This window comes from Streptosporangium sp. H13245, from assembly GCF_055690525.1.
Window position 1 is genome coordinate 36,103 of record NZ_JBSZKT010000048.1, and the last position, 17,266, is coordinate 53,368.

Sequence of the window (17,266 nt, forward strand, 5' to 3'; positions counted from 1 at the left end):
GGCGCGTTCGTGAGGGTCGCGTTCACGGCCTCCGCCTCGCCGGGGGTCGCGTTCACGTCGTGGCCTCCGTTCCGCCGGGGGGCGCGTTCATGTCGCGGCCTCCGCCTCGCGTACCGCGCTGAACAGCGCGTTGGCCTTGTGCAGGGTCTCCAGATACTCCGCGGTCGGGTCGGACTCGGCCACGATCCCCGCGCCCGCCTGGACGTACACCGTGTCGTCGGCGATCACCATGGTCCGCAGGCCGATCGCGAGGTCGGCCTTGTCGCCGACGCCGACGAAGCCGATCGCGCCGCCGTACACGCCGCGGCGCTCCTCCTCCAGCTCGGCGATGATCTCCATGGCGCGGATCTTCGGCGCGCCGCTCAGCGTCCCCGCGGGGAAGGCCCAGCGCAGCGCGTCCAGGCAGGTCGCCTCCGGCAGCAGCTCTCCGGCCACCGTCGAGGACAGGTGCATCACGTGCGAGAAGCGCTCCACCTCCATCAGGCGCTCCACGCGTACGGTGCCGGGGGAGCACACCCGGCCGATGTCGTGCCTGCCCAGGTCGACCAGCATGACGTGCTCGGCGCGCTCCTTCGCGTCACCGCGCAGGTCCTGTTCCAGGGCCAGGTCGTCGTGCGGGGTCGCCCCGCGCGGCCGGGACCCCGCCAGCGGCTTGGTACGGGCGGTGCGGCCGTCGGTGCGCACCAGCAGCTCCGGGGAGGCGCCCACGACGTGACGTCCCCCGCCGAGGCTCAGGTGGTACATGTACGGCGACGGGTTCACCGCGCGCAGGTGCCGGTACAGGTCCAGCGGGGTGGCGCGCAGCGGCCGGGAGAACCGCTGGGAGAGCACGATCTGGAACGCGTCACCCGCGGCGATGTACTCGCGGGCCCGTGTGACCCGCCGCTCGAACTCCTCCTGGGTGACGTTGGAGCGCCACCCCTCGCTGTCCGGCGCGGTACGAGGCCGCGACCGGGTGGCCCGGCCGACGAGCTCGGGGGCCGAGGGCGCGGAGCGCAGGCACCGGCCCATCCGGTCCAGCCTCTCCACCGCGTCCCCGTAGGACTCGCGGCCGGGCCGGTACAGCGTCAGGACCAGCAGTTTGCGGGTGGCGTGGTCGAACACCACCATGTCCTCCGCGGCCATGAACGCCGACTCCGGCACCCCCGGCGCGGGTCCGCCGGGAACCGGCAGGCGCTCGAAACGGCTCGCGGCCTCGTAGCCGAGGTAGCCGACCACCCCGCCGTGGAACGGCGGCACCCCGGGCACCGGGGCGGCCCGCGTCGCGGCGATGTCGCGCAGCGCGGCCAGCGGGTCGCCCACCGGCGGGTCCAGCAGCCGGGGCCGGTACCCGATGTAGGAGTATCTGCCGATGTCACCGCTGACGGGCACGCTCTCCAGCAGGAATCCGGTGTCGTCAGGCCCGCAGAGCCGGGCGAAGACGGTGATCGGGGTCAGCGCGTCGGCCAGGAACTCCCGGTACACCGGGATGACGGCGTGGTCACGCGCCAGGGCCCCGGCCTCGGCGCAACCGGGCACGGTGTCCAGGCCGAAGGCGGCACGCGTGGGTGAAAAGGTCATCAGGGCCTACTCCTCGACAACGCATCGGGTCCGCTCGGGCGCCATGAAGATGCCCTGCTGCCGGGCGGGCGGGATCGGCCCGGCCGCGCGCATGCGGACCGAGGACAGCACCATCGCCAAGATCATGCGCATCTCCGCGCGGGCGTATCCGCGCCCCACGCAGGTACGGGCGCCCCCGCCGAACGCGCCCCACACGTAGGGGTCCACGGAGGCGTCCACGAACCGCTCGGGCCGGAACAGCGACGGCTCCGGGTAGAGGCCAGGGTCGCGCTGCAGCAGGTACGCGCAGTGGACCAGGAACGTCCCCGGCGGCAGCTCGTAGTCGCCGATCCGCATCGGCGAGACGACCATGCGCACCCCGTTGAGCGCCGAGACCGGGTGCAGCCGCAACGCCTCCATGAGCGTGGCGTCGAGGTAGTCGAGCCCGCGGAAGTCCTGGGCGCGCACCGGGCGGGAGCGGAAGCGGTCGCCGAGCTCACGGCCCAGCTCCCCGCGGACCCGGTCGTCGTCGAGCACGTGCAGGAACGCCCAGGACAGGGTGTTGGCCGTGGTGGAGAAACCGGTGTACAGCAGGCTGAACACCTCGTCCCGTACCACCTCGTCGGTCAGGGACTCGTCGCCCCCGGCGGCGTGGCGGAGCAGGGCGGCGAAGACGTCGTCCACGCCCGCCTCCGCGCAACGCTCCAGGTGTCCTGGCAGGCGCTCGTCGACGAAGGCACGGACGGCCCGGTCGGCCGCCAGGACCTCCTCGCGCCCGCACGCGGCGTTCTCCATGGGGAGCAGCAGCGCCGCGAGGGCGGTCTTGTCCTCGGCGCTCATCCCGCCGCAGACCACTTCGACGATGATGTCGCTCGTCAGCGCCTGCAACGCGGTGAACAGGTCGAACGGCACCCCTCGCGGCCACCGCGCCACGTGCGCGTCGACCGCGTCGGCGGTGATCGCGGCGTAGTCGCGGCTGCCGCTGAAGGCGGGGTGCAGCTGGGCGCGGCGCCTGCGGTGCATGGTGCCGTCGATGTAGCCGACGGACTCCTCCTCGGTGCCGAAGAACACCTTGTTGGCCAGGGCGCCGCTGGTCCGGTCGTCCGAGCCGTACATCACCTTCAGCTGGTCCGGCAGGGTGAGGAACACCCAGTCGCCGCCGTGCTCGACCGCGGTGAGGTCCTCGTTGCCCAGCGCGCCCAGGCGCAGGGTGAACATGTCGCCGTAACGCCGGGTCATCCGCTCGACGCATCCGAACGGGTCCTGTTCGAACGCGGCGAGTTGCTCGGCGACCGGCTCGTCCGGGCCGGGGGGAAGCTGCCGTACGGGTGTGCTCAACATCGTCCTCTACTCCTCTCCGAGCCTGCGCAGGGCCCAGCGAACGTCCTCGACGAACTGGTCGATGACCCCCGCGTCGGTCTGGTGGTGCATGATGCACGCGCGGATCACGTGTCCTTCGTGCGGCAGCTCCGAGGTCGCCACGTAGATGTTTCCCCGGGAGCAGATCAGCTCGCAGACCCGCTCGGTGAGCCGGTCGGCCTCGTCGGCCCCGCTGTCCACACACACCTTCAACGCCACCGTGGGCAGGTGCGGCTCTCCCCGCGAGACGATCTCGATCCCGTCCACCTCGGCCAGCCGCCTGGCCAGCTCCTCGGCGAGGTCGAGCTTGTCGTCGAGGCACCGCTCGAAGGCGTCGATACCGTGCATCTTGATCGGCAGCCACGCGGTCAGGCCGCGGAACTCGCGGGTCAGCTCCGGGCCGTAGTCCATGAAGTCGGGGCGGTCGTCGTCCTGCGACAGCTCCGGGATGTAGGCGGCGTCGGGAATGGCGAACGCCTGCTTGAGCGTGGTCTTGTCCCGCACCAGCAACGCGGAGCTGCCGTGCGGCAGGAACAGCGACTTGTGCGCGTCGACCGCGATCGAGTCGGCCTCCTCGATGCCGTCCAGCAGCACCCGCCCGCGCCGGGTCAGGCGGAAGAAACCGCCGAAGCAGGCGTCGACGTGGAACCAGACGCCGTACTCGCGGCACAGCGCGGCGACGGCGCGCAGGTCGTCCACCGCGCCGGTGTTCGTGGTGCCCGCGGTGGCCACGACGCAGGCGGGCGGCGTGCCGTACCGCACGTCCCGCTCGATCATCTCGCGCAGCGCGACGAGGTCCATGCGGTACGCGCCGTCGGTGGGCACGGTCCGGTGGCCCCCGGCGCCGATGCCCGCCAGCCGCTCGGCCTTGGCCACGGAGAAGTGCCCCTGCTCGGAGACGTACACGGCCGCCCGGTGGTGCTGGTGTTCGGGGAGGCGCTCCAGCGCGCACCGCAGCGCCATGAAGTTCGCGATCGACCCGCCCGTGGTCAGGTAGCCGAACGAGCCCTCGCCGTAGCCCATCAGCGAGCAGAACCAGTCGATGACGTTGGTCTCCAGCCGGGCGAAACCCGGCGCGGCGGCCCAGGCGCCCGCGAACCGGTTGAGGCTGCGGGCCACGAACTCGCCGACGGCCCCCTGGAACAGCCCGCCCGAGGGGACGTGGGCCATGAACCCGGGGTGGGGGTGCATCATCCCGTCGGGGAGCGCGGAGTCGAAGATCTCGTCCAGCAGGGTGGCGACGGCCGTGCCGGTACGCGGGGCCCGCTGCTCGGCGCGCGGCGGCTCAGCGGCGGCGACCCGGTACCAGGCGGGGTGGTTGCCCTTGCTCAGGTCCTCGTGGAAGTCCATGAGACGGGCCGTCACGACGTCGAGCAGCTCTTTTTGCTGCGCCGAGTCCAGGTGCAGATCCGTCCCCGACGCCACGCTCTGTCCCGCCCGGGGTTCCGCCTGCTGTTTCGTCCGAGGGGGAGAGACGACGGCCGGTTCCGTGCGCGGGCCTGGAGCGGTGGGTCGCCCGGTCCGGGGGGCGGGGACGAGGCGGCCGATCTCCGCCACCCGCCCGGCCCCGCCCCGCCCGGTCCGCGGGCCGGGACCTGAGCCGGGGGCGGGGGCGGGGTCGGCAAGGCCGATCGTCTCCGCGTACGCCGCGATGATCAGTTCCACCTCGTCGGCGGGATCGTGGCGCGAGCACAGCTCGTCGAGCACCGCCCGGTGCCGCTCGTGGCGGGCCACCGCGTCCTGGTACGGAGTGTCGGTGAACGCCACGGCATGGTAGAGCGGCACGTACAGCCCGGGGTGCCGCAGGTGCAGTTCCTTCTCCAGCCGTTTGCGGGTCTGGAACGCGACGTCCCCGCTGCGGTCCTTGAGCTCCGAGGCCATCGCCAGCGACAGGTCGGCGATGGTGTCGCCCGCGGGCCTGCGCCACTCGGTGTAGGCGGGCAGCGTGGCGGCGAGCGCGGTCTCGGCGTCGTGCTCGGTCCCGGCTTCAGTTTTGACTTCGGCGAGGTTGCGGTCGAAGAGGGCGAAGAAGGTCCGTACGTCCTCGAAGCTGCAGTTGATGCCCTGGCCGAAGAACGGCACCAGGGTGTGCGCCGAGTCGCCGATGAGCACGGTGCGGCCGTGGTGGTAGGGATCGCACCGCACGGTCTTCAGCGGGGCGGGCGACCACTGGAGCACGTCCTCGGCGTACGAGGAGGCCAGGTCCACCACGTCGGGGAAGTGCGACTCGAACAGCTCGCGCACGTCCCGCCGCGTACGCACCCGGTCCCACCCGAGCCGCTCGCCGCCCCCGCCGATCATCGGCATCCACAGACCCGCTGTGTAGGAACCGTCCACGTTCGGCTGGGCCAGCAGCATGAAGTCGCCGCGAGGCCAGATGTGCAGGCCGTGCCGGGGGCTCCTCGGCCGGTCCGGGTCGCGCGCCGCGTCCAGCAGCGCGTGGCCGCCTCCGGGGAGAGCGGGGATGCGGATCTCCACGAAGCCGTCGGCGACGTAGTCCTGGGAGATCCGCATCTGCGCCCCGCGCCGGAACATCTCGTGGCGGACGATGCTGTTCGCGCCGTCACAGCCGATCAGCAGGTCCGCGCTCGTCCGCACGATCCCCGCCCCGCCGTCCACGAACGTCGCCGACCCCGACGCGGGCTCGACGCCGATGCACTCGAACCCGAAGTTCAGCCGCGCCCCGGCCTTCTCGGCCTCGTCGAGCAACATCTCGTGCAGCAGGCCCCGGGGGATCGACAGCAGGTGATGCAGGTCGGGGTCGGTGCCGTAGGGCTGGCAGGACGTCGTCCCGTCCACGTGGTGGATGACCCGCTGCGGCAGCACGACCCCGTTGCGATAGAGCATGTCCACGATGTGGTCGTCCAACGAGGTCAGCCCACGCCTGGTCAGGGTCAGGTTGAACGAGTGCCCTCTGGCTCCGTCGGCCAGGCGCACGTCCGAGCCACGTTCGTAAAGACTCACCTCGAATGATCGTTTCCGCAGTTCGATCGCCACCAGACAAGCGACCGGTCCGGCGCCGACGATCGTCACCCGCATATCCCGGGCTGCCAGCATCGCGTCTCCTCCCGTTCGATGGAGTCCTGTCAAAGCCTGAGACCGACGCTATGAGCGGCATCTCTCGCCGTCCTCTCGCCTTACTCTCCGTACCGGCGCGGAGCGGAACGAGAGACGGAGGAGAGCACAACGAGGTAAAGCGAGCCCCGGCGACACCCGGGTTCCCGTCACCACCGCAGGATCATGGATGTCGCCGAAGAGGCTGACCTGCCCTCTGGTGGCGTCGCTCGGCCCCGTACCCAAGAGTGCATGCAGTCTGCATGCTAAAGTGGTGGCATGGGTACGATACAGATCCGGGATGTCCCCGACGCGACGGAACGGACGTTGAAGGCGCGGGCCGAGCGTGAGGGTAAATCGCTGACGGCCTACGTGCGCGACCTCCTGAACGAGGAGGCGGCCACCCCGGCGCTGGACGAGGTGATGGCCAGGATCGCCGCCGACGAGCCGGTGCCGTACGACCCCGACTTCGTCCGCGAGACGATACGTGAGAATCGCCGGTGAGCCTGGTCGTGGACGCCTCGATCGTTTTCCGCCTCCTGGCGAACGTGAAAGGCGATGATCTTCTCCGTCAGCGGCTGGCCCGCAAGGTGCACGCGCCGGCGTTGATCGACGTCGAGATCGCCTCGGTGGTGCGTGGGCATGTGATCACCAGTAGGCCGGAGGTGCGCGTCTCCGAGACGCGGGCCCAGGTCATGCTGGAGCGCTACGCCCAGCTCAGGATCGTCCGCCACCCGATGCCGCCGCTACAGTCGCGCGTGCTGGAACTGCGGAACAACCTCACCGCCTACGACGGCATGTACGTGGCCCTCGCCGAGCTGCTGGGAGTGCCGCTGCTCACCGACGACGCCAAGTTCGCCGGATCGACGGGGCACCGGGCGGAGGTTCACCGCTACCCGCCCCCGCTGCCGTAGACCGTTCCGCGACCCGTTCGCGGACGGCCCGCGTGGGCTGCCCGGTGCCGCGTACGGGACGGTCAGGCCGGGGTGAGGAAGTGGCCGTCGGTCCTGACGGCCTCGCCGGTGGTGTTGGTGTTGGCGGCCGAACACAGGAAGACGATCATGCGCGCGGCGTCGTCGGGGTGGCTGACGCGCTTGGTCGCGGCGGCCTCGCCCGCCTTGTCGAGGAGGTGTCGCGGCATGGGTTTGTCGGCGGGGGTGAAGCCCGGCATGACGACGTTGGTGAGAATGCCCGCGGAGGCGAGTTCCCTGGACATCACGCGGGTCAGGCCGTGCAGGCCCGCCTTGGCGGCCACATAGGAGACGTTGCCGGGGAAGCCGTCCTCGACCAGTCCCGTGGAGACGTGGACGACGCGGCCCCATCCGCTCGCCCGCATGTCGGCCAGCACGGCGCGGGCGAGCAGGTAGGGGCCCACCAGGTTCGCGGTCACCGACGTGCTGAACCGCTCGACCGGCGCGGTCTCGAACAGCTCGCCCGGCTCCGGCCAGTCCGGCCAGCGGACGGCGTTGTTGACCAGGACGCCGACCGGCCCGAGCCGGTCGCGGGCGTGCTCGACCGCCGCCTCCAGCGAGCCGGGGTCGCCGAGGTCGAGCCGCCAGGCGATCGCCCGGGCCCCGCGCTCCTCGGCCAGGGCGACGGTCTCCTCCGCGGCCTTGAGGTTGGTGTGGTAGCCGACGGCGACGTGTGCCCTCTCCTCGGCGAAGGCCAGCGCGGTGGCCCTGCCGATGGCCGTGCTCGCGCCGGTCACCAGGACGACTTTTCCCGCGAGTCCGAGTTTCATGTGCTTCTCCTGTATGTACGAGGTCAGGTGAGGTTGTCGCGTACGGTGTGCAGCAGCCGGATGAGGCGCGCGGCGTCGGCCTCGCCGAGCCCGGCGCTCGCCTGGCTCTCCACCTGCGCCCACGCGGTCACGACCGCGTCGACCACGGCCTCGCCGCGCTCGGTCAGCCGCAGCCGGGTCACCCGGCGGTCGCCGGGGTCCGGGGCGCGCTCGACGAACCCGGCCCGCTCCATACGGGTGATCGCTTTGGCGATGGTGGGCTGCTCGATGCCCATGCGCTGGACGAGGTCCGCCTGGGTGGTTCCGGGATTGTGGTGAAGGTCGACGACGAGAAGCTCTTGGCCCAGGTGCAGGCCGAGCTCGGCCATCCGGCGCTGCATCTCGGCGCGGTGCGCCCTGGTGACCTCGGCGAGGGCGTAGCCGATCGGCCCTCGCGCGGCCGCGATCTGCCGCCCGGCGGTCACGCCGACACCGCCGGTCGGTCGCCCGCTGGTTGGTTGTCCGCTGGTCGGTCATCCGCGACGCGGGTGAGGACGCGTCGCCACAGCCGGGCGATGTCCTGCTCGGCCCCCTCCTCCGTCAGGACTCCGTCGGCGTCGATGTGACGGTGGGCGAAGCCGACCGCCACATCGAGGTCGGAGAGCACCTCGGCGCCGACCCGCCGCAGCATGTCGCCGAGCTGCAGCTGGGCGAAGACCCCGCCGAACCGGTTCGGTGACGCGCTCATCAGCACCACCGGCTTGCCCGCCAGCGGGCGCGGGGGCGCGAGGATCGACAGCCAGTCGACGAGGTCCTTCATCTGCCCCGGGATGCCACGGCTCAGCTCCGGTGTCACCAGCAGCAGCGCGTCGGCCACCGCCACGCGCTCGCGCAGGGCGCCGACGGCCTGCGGGAAGGGACGCCCGCGAGTGGCGTCCAGGCGGGGGACCCGGTCGTGGTCGTCCCACACCTCCACCCGCAACGGGGCTTCCGCCAGCCGCTGCGCGGCTTGGAGGAGGGCCCGGTTGTGCGACCCCTCCCGGGTGCTCCCGCAGATCGCCAGTACGTCAACTATTTCCATAGTCGGCTATCTTATAGTCGGCTATGGAAATGCCGCAAGCCGGGTAGGCGCCCGATCCTGGCGGGGCCAGGTACGGATTTCGACGTTCCCGCCCGTACGGCCTCGATCGCCGGGGCCGAGTGCCCGAGCGTCCGAGGACGCGGACGAGGCCGAACGTCGTGACGACGCGGCCCCCGCATCTGCCGTACGGCACAGGCGTGGGGCGCGGAGGCCAGGACAATCCGCCGAACGGCGTATGGCCGGTCACCCACCGGACGTACGAAGCTGGTCCCATGGCAACGATCACCGCCCCACCCCCGCCCACCCATCGGCAGGCATGGCCGGGCTACGCGGCGGCCCTGTGGTCGCTCGGCTACGGCACGCTCGGCCTGGCGTGGGCACTCGGCGCACCCGGCTTCCCCTGGGGAAGGTCCGATCCCGATTCCGACGGGGCCCTGTCCGTCCTCGCCCACGCCAACCCGGATCCCGGCGGCTGGTGGATCACCGCCTTCGGCGTGCTGGCCGCGTTCACCTCGCTGGTCCTGGCACGGGCGGACGGACGCGGACGGGCCGGCCGGGTGCCCCTGCTTCTCGCCTGGCCCATGGCCGTGCTGCTGGTCGTGGTGATCCCCGACTCCAGGCTGATGATGGGCGTGGCCTATACCCCGCTGCTGCTGGTGGCACCACTCTTCGGCCTGCGGCCGGGCGGCGCCACCCTGGCCGACGCCTGGCCGTGGCCGGTGGTCAACCAGCTGCTGTGCGTCGCGGGCGGGCTGCTGCTGGCCTCGGCGGCGCTGAACTACCGGCGCCGACGCCGTGCGGCCTGCACCGCCTGCGGACGCACCGGCCACGACGGGTGGACCGCTCCCGCCTCGGCGGCCCGCTGGGGGCGTACGGCCGTTCACATCGCCGTCGCCGTGCCCCTGGTGTACTGCGCGACGCGGTGGAGCTGGGCCCTCGGCATCCCGCTGGGGGTGAGCCGGGAGTTCCTGGAGGAGGGGGCGAGGGACACCCCGGGCATCTGGCTGGCCGGTGCCTACCTGGCGACGTTCGGCGCCTGCGGAGCCCTGCTCACGCTGGGACTGGTCCAGCGCTGGGGGGAGATCTTCCCCCGCTGGATCCCCGGCCTGCGCGGCAGGCGTGTCCCCCCGCTCCTCGCCGTCATCCCGGCCGGCATCGTCGCGATCATCATCACGGTCGCGGGACTGTCCTACATCCGCTGGGCCGTGGCCGGTCGTTTCGCCATGGCCGAATGGGGGGCGTGGCTCCCGGAGACCTTCTGGCCGATCTGGGGAGGTGCGCTGGCCGCCGCCACTCTCGCCTACCACCTGCGCAGGCGTGGCGGATGCCGCCGCTGCGGGCGAGGTCCGGCCCGGCCCGGCGCCGCCACCGGTTGAAGTCCCAGGTCCGGAGGGGAGGCCGGGCCGGGGATGTCATCACGGATGCCGGATGGGGGCTTACCGAAATATGGGGGCATCGCACCCATGTCGCGTTTCGTGGTGGTCGCCATACTTGACGGCTGTGAACCCCGCGAGCCCGCCCGTCGTCGTGCCGCCCCGAGCCCGGACGGCGACACGTCCCGCCGCCGGGGCCACCCCTCACGACGCGGTCCGTCCCGCTACTCCCGAGGTGGAGTGTTCCGTCGTTCCTGAGGCGGCGCGGGACGTGACGTTGTCGGACGCGGTGCGGCCACTCGTCCGGCAAGCGGTGGAACGGCTGGCCGCCGGTGCGGCACGGCTGGAGGGCGGGCTCGGGCCCGCCTCGGTCCGGGAGCGGTTCGCGATGGACCTGACGGACCGGCTCACGTGGATCGCCTCCCGGGTCCTGGTGTCCGAGCTGAACGCGCGACGGGAGAGGGAGGAGCTGTCCGGAGCCACACCGGCCGAGCGGTTCGCCGACTTCGTGGGTCAGATGGGCAGTGAGAAGGGGCTCGCCGGGCTGCTGGGGGAATACCCCGTCCTCGCCCGCCTGCTGCGCCAGGCCGCCGACCAGGCGGTGGAGGCGGGGCTGGAGCTCCTGACCCGCTTCGCGGCGGATCGCGAGCACCTGCGGGAACTGCTGGGGGGCGACCCCGGGAGCCCGGTGGAGTTCTCCGCCGCCGGGGACAGCCATCTCGGCGGGCGCGCCGTCACCATAGTGACCCTGACCGGCGGCGCGAAGATCGTCTACCGGCCGAGGCCCGTCCAGGCGCACCTGCGCTTCGCCGAGGTGCTCGACTGGCTCAACGAACGACTTCCCGGCCTCGGCCTGCGTACCCCGCGCGCGGTGTCGCGGGACGGCTACGGCTGGACCGAGTTCGTGGCGGCCGAGCCGTGCGCGGACGCGGCCGAGGTGGAGCGGTTCTACGTGCGCGCCGGTGCGCTGCTCGCCCTGCTGTACGCGTTGAACGCCGTCGACATGCACCACGAGAACCTCGTCGCCCGCGCGGGCCGTCCGGTGCCGGTCGACGTCGAGACGTTGTTTCACGCGACGCTGCCCGCCGAGGCGTCCGACGACCCGGCGCTGCACGCCTTGCGAGACTCCGTCCTGCGCACCGCGCTGCTGCCGAAGATGCTGGTCGGCGAGCAGGGCGCGCTGGACGTCTCCGGCCTGGGCGGGGACAAGGGCGGGGCGTACCCGTTCCTGTCGGCCCGGTGGGAGGAGGCAGGGACGGACACGATGCGGCTGGTACGCGGCGTCGTCCGTTTCGCCGGATCGGCCAACCGCCCCACGCTGAACGGGGTGGACGCCGACCCCGCCGACCACGTGCCGAGCCTGCTGGCCGGTTTCCGGCGCGCCTACGACACCATCGCGGCGGGGCGGGACGAACTGCTGCGCGGGCCACTGGCGCGGTTCGGCCGGACCGAGGTCCGCGTACTGCTCCGGCCCACCCGCTTCTACGGCGAGCTGCTGACCGAGTCGACGCATCCGGACGTGATGCGCTCCACCGCCGACCGGGACGAGGTGTTCGGCCTGCTGGACGCCGTGTCGGCCGGTGACCCCGCGCGGTCGGCGGCGGTGCCGTCCGAGCGGGCCGACCTGTGGGCGGGGGACATCCCGTACTTCAGCGCGGTCCCCGGTGAGCGGGAGATCCGTGACAGCGGGGGCGGGGCGCTGCCGTGGCGTCCTGAGGAGAGCGGGCTGGACCTCGTGGCCGCCAAGCTGGCCAGGCTGGGCACCGCCGACCGGGAGAACCAGGAGTGGATCATCCGGGCGTCGATGGCGGTCCGGGTGGCGGGCGGGCGGCACGCGCCCGGCGAGCCGTCCGAGGCGCCGCTGCCGGTCATGGTGCCCCACCCGGAGGCGCTCGTGGCCGCCGCGCGGGGCATCGCGGACCACCTGTGCGCGACCGCGCACCGCGACGGCCGTAGCGTCAACTGGCTGGGCCTGGAGCCGGTGGAGGACGGCCGATGGACGATCATGCCGTTGGGCGCGGGGCTGTCCAGCGGGTACCTCGGTGTCGCGCTGTTCCTGGCGCAGGCGAGTCGCGCCACCGGGATCTCCCGCTATCTGGACTTCGCCCGGATGGCGGTACGGCCCCTGCCGCCGCTGCTGGAACGGATCGCCGCGCACGAGGCCCTGCTGCGGGCCGTGGGCTGCGGGGGATTCGGCGGCCTCGGCGGCATCGCGTACGGCCTGTCGCGGCTCGGTGTCCTGCTCGGTGACGCCGAGGTGGCGAGCTGGGTGGAGCCCGCGGTGGAGGCGGCCGGTGCGGCCGTCACCGACGAGGCGCCGCTGGACGTCCACGACGGCCTGGCCGGGTGCCTGGCCGCGATGCTCGCCGTCCGGCACGGTACGGGGTCGGCGGCGGCGGGCCGGGTGGCGGCGGCGTGCGCGGAACGCCTGGTGGCCGCGGCGCCCTCGGTGGAGCACCTGCCGCCGGGGTTCGCCTTCGGCGCCGCGGGCGTGGGGTGGGCGCTCGCCAGGCAGGGATTGAGCCGGGACGGCGCCCGCCTGCTCACCGGCGCCGCCGTGCGGGCGGCCGAGGGGGACACCTGGTGCCACGGCCGGGCGGGAGTGCGCCTGGCCCTGTCCGACACCGCTCTGTCTGACGCTGCTTTGTCCGGCGCTGCTTTGTCCGGCGCTGCTTTGTCCGGCGCTGCTTTGTCCGGCGCCGCTCTGTCCGGCGCCGCCTTGTCTAACGTCGCCTTGTCTGGCGCTGCCTTGCCTGACGTCGCTCTGTCCGGCGCTGCTCTGTCCGACATCGCTCTGTCCGGCGCTGCCTTGTCTGGCGCTGCTTTGTCCGGCGCAGCCCTCCCGGGCGATCCGGCGGCGTACCCGATCTCCGGCGTCCCGCTGGGCGAGCACGGCCTGTGCCACGGCGAGACGGGGCGGCTGGAGACGTTGAGCGCCCTCGCCCGGCGCGGCGACCCCGAGGCGCGGCGGTCACTGCGCCGTCACACCGGCAGGCTGCTGGCCTCGCTGGACACCTACGGGGCGCGGTGCGGGACTCCCCGCCACGCGCCCACCCCGGGCCTGCTGGACGGCCTGGCCGGCATCGGCCACGGTCTGCTCAGGCTGGCCCTTCCCGAGATGACACCGTCGGTACTGCTGCTGCAGCCGGCTGATGAAGGAGAGATCCGTGGACGCTGAGAACCGTTCGACCGCCGGGGAGCAGGCCGCGCCGAGGCAGGACCGGCCGGGCAACCCGGCCGGGGCGATCATGATCAGGCTGGCCGGGGTGTCCCCGGTGACCCGCGCGCTGGTGCTGGCCGGGCTGACGGCGGGGGCGACGATCGCGTTCGGCTCGCCGGACACCGCGGCGCACACGGTGTTGGCCATGGGCGACGAGATCATCGACCCCGTCTCCATGAGCGCCCGATAAATAGTATTTTTCGTGACATGACGGCAGTTAACCTGTCGTCATGTCATTTACCTCCCCCATTCTGGTCGGACGCGAAAGGGAAATAGAGCAGCTCGACCGGCGCCTGGCCGCCGCGCGCGACGGCCGGGGCGGCGCGGTCTTCCTGCTCGGCGATCCCGGAATAGGCAAGTCCCGCCTTTCCGCGGAGTGCGCCTACCAGGCGTTCGACACAGGAATGATCGCGCTACGGGGACGGGGCGGGGGCGCCAGCGCGGACATCCCGTTCAAACCGCTGTGCGAGGCGCTGCTCTCCTACACCAGGACCAGGGAGCCGCCGGACGATCCGGCCCTCGCGCCCTATCTGCCGGCGCTCACCACGCTGGTCCCCGAGTGGCGCCGGGCGGGGGTCGCCGACCACCTGGAGTCGGTGATGGTGCTGGCCGAGGCGGTCCTGCGGCTGCTGGCCGTCATCGGACGGGACGGCGGCTGCCTGCTCGTACTGGAGGACCTGCACGACGCGGACGCCGACACGCTCGCCGTCGTCGAGTACCTGGCCGACAACCTCGCGGGGGTGCCCGCCTTCCTGCTGGCCAACATGCGCAGCCACGCCGGACCGGCCCGGTCCGTCGCCGAGACCTGCGCCCAGCGGCGGACCGCGGTCCTCGTCGATCTCGCGCCCCTGCCGCCCGAGCAGCTCGCCCGGCTGACCGCCGCCTGCCTGGAGGTCTCGCCCGACGACCTGCCCCGGCAGCTTCTCACCCGGCTGGAACGCGACACGGCGGGCGTCCCGTTCGTCGTCGAGGAACTGCTCGCCGCGATGGCGGACGTCGGCGCCCTGGAACGCGACGGGCGGCGGTGGCGGCTGAACGGCGACCCCGCGATCGACGTGCCGACCACGTTGGTGCGCAGCATCACGCTGCGCGCCGCACAGCTGAGCCCCTCCGCCCAGGAACTGCTGCGTACGGCGGCGGTCTTCGGCTCCCGCTTCCCGATCCCGGCGATCCAGGAGGCCACCGGCCTGGACGACCGCGAGGTCATGGACTTCCTGCGCGCCGGGACTGGGGCGCGGCTCATCACGCCGGACGACTCCGCGGGCGACTGGTACGCCTTCCGTCACGCGCTGATGGCCGAGGCCCTGCGCTCCTCGCTGATCCCCGCCGAGCGGGCGTCGACCGCGCGCCGCGCCGCCGCCGCGCTGGAGCGCCTGCACCCCGGGCTGCCCGGCGAATGGTGCCAGATCGCGGCCACCCTGCGCCTGACCGCCGGGGACACCCTCGGCGCGGCCGGTCTGCTCGCCGACGCCGGTCGTCGCCTGCTGGACGACGGCGCCGCCGACCTGGCCGTCACACTGCTCGAACGCGCCTACGCCATGCTCGGGTCCGCCCCCGCCGACCTGCGGGCGCGCGTCCTCCAGGGGCTGCTGCACGCGCTGACCGAGAGCGGGCAGGCCGACCGCGCCTTCGCCCTCGCCAAGGACCTCCCGATCAGCGGCGACCTGGCGATGACCATCCCGCACGAGATGGACCTGCGTACCAAACTGGCCTGGGTCGCCGCCGAGATCGGCGGGACCGCCGACGGCCTGGCGCACGTCGCGGCGCTCCGCAGGCTCCTCCAGATCAACCCGGACGAGGCCCGTACGGCGGCCATCGACGTGATCGAGGCCCAGCTCATCGTCCCCGACCACGGGGTCCTCCAGCAGAGCCCCCAGCGGATGGCCGCCGCGGAGGCCCTCGTACGGCGGGCCGTGGAGGTCGCCGAGCGCGTACCGCTCCCCGAGGTGGCCTGCCAGGCGTGGGAGCGGATGGCGATGTTCTCCCGGACCCGCGGGTTCGACGAGCCCGACCGGTGCCTGACGCGGGTGGTGTCCATCGCCGACGCCCACGGCCTGAAGCTGTGGAAGCTGCGGGCGATGCTGCGCCTGGCCGTCAACCACGCCCTGCGCACCGGCGAGCGGGAGCCGCTGGAGGAGGTCGGCAGGGCGGCGGCACGGGCGGGCGCGATCAGCCTGGTCCACTCCACCCAGGCGTCCCTGGTCATGACGGGGGTGCTGCGCGGGGAGTACGGGGACGCCCGCGAACTCGCCGTCCCGTGCGTCGAGTCCACCATCCGGCTCGGCCACACCGCCTACACGCAGTATCTCCTGCTCGCCCAGGCCACGCTCGCGGCCCACCAGGCCAGGCGCGCCGACATGGAGGGCACGCTGGAGCGGTTCCGGGCGTGGGGCGGCGAGAACAGCCTGCACATGCCGGTGGTCTACGGCCTGTGCCAGGCGATGTGCGCGCTGCTGGAGGAGGACCGCGACCTCTGCGGCGAGATGCTGACCAGGGCGCGGGAATGGGAGGACGACAACCCCACCATCTACTACCTCACCGGCAGGTACGGTCTCGGCGTGCTCATGGACGTGCTCGCCGGTCGGGCGGGCGCCGCCGAATGCGACGTCGCGGAGACCACCTCGGCCGCCGAACTGGCCTGGAACCGAAGCTTCCTGCACCTGGCCAGGGCCGTACTGCTGGGCCGCCGGGACGACCCGGAGGGCGCGCTCGCCGCGTTCGGCCGGGCCGCCGAGGCCGCCAGGCCGTTCCCCCTCGCCCACCACCTGGGGCTGCGGCTGGTCGCCGAGGCCGCGCTGGCGGACGGCTGGGGCGAGCCGCTGGTCTGGCTGCGCACCGCCGAGGAGTACTTCCACCAGGCGGGCATCCCCGCGGTCACCGGGGCCTGCCGGGCGATGCTGCGCGGGGCCGGTGCGGCGGTGGCGCAGCGCCGTACCGGACGGGAACAGGTGCCGAGCGGGCTGCGCGCCCAGGGCGTCAGCGTACGGGAGTACCAGGTGCTCACCCTGCTCGCCGAGCGGCGCGGCAACGTCGACATCGGCAAGCGGCTGTTCATCTCGCCCCGCACCGTGGAGAAGCACGTCGCGAGCCTGCTGCAGAAAACGGGCCTGCCCGACCGGGCCGCCGTATACGAGCACGCTGCCGAACTGATGCGCCCCACCTGACGCGGCCGAAGCCCCCGAGCCGGTACGTCTCACCTGATGCGGCTGACGCCCCCGAGCCGGTACGTCCCGCCTGGTGCGGCCGAGGCTCCCATGGCGTCCCGAGCTGGTACGTCCCATCTGACGCGGCCGAGGCCTCTATGACGTCCCGAGCTGGTGCGTCCCGCCTGACGCGGCCGACGCCCCGGACTGACGTGCCCCGTCTGATGCGGCCGAAGCCCCCATGACGCCCCGGTGAGCCCGCGCGAATATGGGGGCGGCGCCCGCATGTGACCGGCGCCGCGCGTCGGCAGAGTGCCACCATGAGCGGAGACGGAATCACCCCGGGGGCGGCGCCCGGACTCGGCGCGGAGTGGTGGGCGGGCGGGCTGACGCTGGCCGAGCGGCTGGAGCGCGCCGGTGGGGACATCCCCGCGGGCCGGTCGCCGGAGTCGGTCGGCGAGACCGCGCGCTGGCGGCTGCGGGAGTGGCGGAACACTCACGGGCTGCTGGAGAGCGGGCAGTTCGACCGGCGGCTGGCCGCGGCCGGGCTGACCATCGACGAGCTGGCCTCACTGCTGGACGAGGAGCCCGCCGCGCTGGCGGGCCGCGTCGCCCGGCCGGACTGGGCCGCGCAGGCCGCCGCGTCGATCGCCACGGCGCACGCGGCGGCGGCCTCGGCCGGGGCCCTCGCTGACGGGGCGCTCGCTGACGGGGCGCTCGCTGACGGGGCGCTCGCTGACGGGGCGCTCGCTGACGGGGCGCTCGCTGACGGGGCGC

The 17,266-nt window shown here is 73.0% G+C and carries 13 protein-coding genes; 7 read left to right on the plus strand and 6 right to left on the minus strand.

Going from position 1 to position 17,266, the window contains the following annotated elements:
* Nucleotides 1–87 precede the first annotated feature (87 nt).
* Genes ACW9TB_RS36325 through ACW9TB_RS36335 form a run of 3 tightly spaced genes read right to left on the minus strand, consistent with a single transcriptional unit; the run spans nt 88 to nt 5,955 of the window.
* Entirely contained in the window at nt 88–1,560 is a 1,473-nt protein-coding gene (locus ACW9TB_RS36325) for an anthranilate synthase component I family protein (RefSeq protein WP_472752652.1), read from the minus strand.
* Between the two features lie 6 nt (nt 1,561–1,566).
* Entirely contained in the window at nt 1,567–2,880 is a 1,314-nt protein-coding gene (locus ACW9TB_RS36330; protein ID WP_472752653.1) for a cytochrome P450, read from the minus strand.
* A 6-nt stretch (nt 2,881–2,886) separates the two neighbouring features.
* The gene (locus ACW9TB_RS36335) at nt 2,887–5,955 is read right to left on the minus strand and encodes an aminotransferase class V-fold PLP-dependent enzyme (RefSeq protein WP_472752654.1); all 3,069 of its coding nucleotides are present in this window, start codon (nt 5,953–5,955) and stop codon (nt 2,887–2,889) included.
* Between the two features lie 276 nt (nt 5,956–6,231).
* On the opposite strand from ACW9TB_RS36335, the gene ACW9TB_RS36340 reads away from it, so the two are divergent.
* Together ACW9TB_RS36340 and ACW9TB_RS36345 are read left to right on the plus strand one after the other, a co-directional pair.
* Nucleotides 6,232–6,456, plus strand: coding sequence for a FitA-like ribbon-helix-helix domain-containing protein (locus tag ACW9TB_RS36340; RefSeq protein WP_472752655.1), 225 nt, complete (start codon nt 6,232–6,234; stop codon nt 6,454–6,456).
* Nucleotides 6,453–6,866 (plus strand): type II toxin-antitoxin system VapC family toxin, encoded by a 414-nt coding sequence (locus tag ACW9TB_RS36345; protein ID WP_472752656.1) that lies wholly within the window; start codon nt 6,453–6,455, stop codon nt 6,864–6,866. Before ACW9TB_RS36340 ends, ACW9TB_RS36345 begins: the two co-directional genes overlap by 4 nt.
* A gap of 62 nt (nt 6,867–6,928) precedes the next feature.
* Here the strand turns inward: ACW9TB_RS36345 and ACW9TB_RS36350 are convergent, their stop codons facing one another.
* The 3 genes from ACW9TB_RS36350 to ACW9TB_RS36360 are packed head-to-tail and all read right to left on the minus strand — an operon-like array spanning nt 6,929 to nt 8,753.
* Nucleotides 6,929–7,693 carry an SDR family NAD(P)-dependent oxidoreductase gene (locus ACW9TB_RS36350; RefSeq protein ID WP_472752657.1) on the minus strand — a complete coding sequence of 255 codons (765 nt, stop codon included), beginning with the start codon at nt 7,691–7,693 and terminating at the stop codon, nt 6,929–6,931.
* A gap of 23 nt (nt 7,694–7,716) precedes the next feature.
* Nucleotides 7,717–8,157, minus strand: coding sequence for a MarR family winged helix-turn-helix transcriptional regulator (locus ACW9TB_RS36355; protein WP_472752658.1), 441 nt, complete (start codon nt 8,155–8,157; stop codon nt 7,717–7,719).
* Nucleotides 8,154–8,753 carry an NADPH-dependent FMN reductase gene (locus ACW9TB_RS36360; RefSeq protein ID WP_472752659.1) on the minus strand — a complete coding sequence of 200 codons (600 nt, stop codon included), beginning with the start codon at nt 8,751–8,753 and terminating at the stop codon, nt 8,154–8,156. The genes ACW9TB_RS36355 and ACW9TB_RS36360 overlap by 4 nt, the downstream gene beginning before the upstream one ends.
* A 272-nt stretch (nt 8,754–9,025) precedes the next feature.
* On the opposite strand from ACW9TB_RS36360, the gene ACW9TB_RS36365 reads away from it, so the two are divergent.
* The 5 genes from ACW9TB_RS36365 to ACW9TB_RS36385 all read left to right on the plus strand — a co-directional run.
* A complete protein-coding gene (locus ACW9TB_RS36365) occupies nt 9,026–10,129 on the plus strand; it encodes a hypothetical protein (RefSeq protein ID WP_472752660.1) in 1,104 nt (367 codons plus the stop codon).
* 268 nt (nt 10,130–10,397) lie between these two features.
* Complete coding sequence (lanM, locus tag ACW9TB_RS36370) at nt 10,398–13,304, plus strand: type 2 lanthipeptide synthetase LanM (protein WP_472752661.1); 2,907 nt, start codon at nt 10,398–10,400, stop codon at nt 13,302–13,304.
* A complete protein-coding gene (locus ACW9TB_RS36375; protein WP_472752662.1) occupies nt 13,294–13,536 on the plus strand; it encodes a hypothetical protein in 243 nt (80 codons plus the stop codon). The genes lanM and ACW9TB_RS36375 overlap by 11 nt, the downstream gene beginning before the upstream one ends.
* A 40-nt stretch (nt 13,537–13,576) precedes the next feature.
* Nucleotides 13,577–16,510, plus strand: coding sequence for a helix-turn-helix transcriptional regulator (locus tag ACW9TB_RS36380; RefSeq protein WP_472752663.1), 2,934 nt, complete (start codon nt 13,577–13,579; stop codon nt 16,508–16,510).
* Nucleotides 16,511–16,809: 299 nt separating this feature from the next.
* Nucleotides 16,810–17,266: hypothetical protein (locus ACW9TB_RS36385; protein ID WP_472752664.1), on the plus strand; the 457-nt coding region annotated here is incomplete at its 3' end.

What these genes read in the sequence shown, in the direction of transcription:
- ACW9TB_RS36360 (WP_472752659.1), bottom strand. Translation starts at nt 8,753, where the DNA reads ATGGAAATAGTTGACGTACTGGCGATCTGCGGGAGCACCCGGGAGGGG.
- ACW9TB_RS36365 (WP_472752660.1), top strand. Translation starts at nt 9,026, where the DNA reads ATGGCAACGATCACCGCCCCACCCCCGCCCACCCATCGGCAGGCATGG.
- ACW9TB_RS36330 (WP_472752653.1), bottom strand. Translation starts at nt 2,880, where the DNA reads ATGTTGAGCACACCCGTACGGCAGCTTCCCCCCGGCCCGGACGAGCCG.
- ACW9TB_RS36340 (WP_472752655.1), top strand. Translation starts at nt 6,232, where the DNA reads ATGGGTACGATACAGATCCGGGATGTCCCCGACGCGACGGAACGGACG.
- ACW9TB_RS36325 (WP_472752652.1), bottom strand. Translation starts at nt 1,560, where the DNA reads ATGACCTTTTCACCCACGCGTGCCGCCTTCGGCCTGGACACCGTGCCC.
- ACW9TB_RS36335 (WP_472752654.1), bottom strand. Translation starts at nt 5,955, where the DNA reads ATGCTGGCAGCCCGGGATATGCGGGTGACGATCGTCGGCGCCGGACCG.
- ACW9TB_RS36380 (WP_472752663.1), top strand. Translation starts at nt 13,577, where the DNA reads ATGTCATTTACCTCCCCCATTCTGGTCGGACGCGAAAGGGAAATAGAG.
- ACW9TB_RS36350 (WP_472752657.1), bottom strand. Translation starts at nt 7,693, where the DNA reads ATGAAACTCGGACTCGCGGGAAAAGTCGTCCTGGTGACCGGCGCGAGC.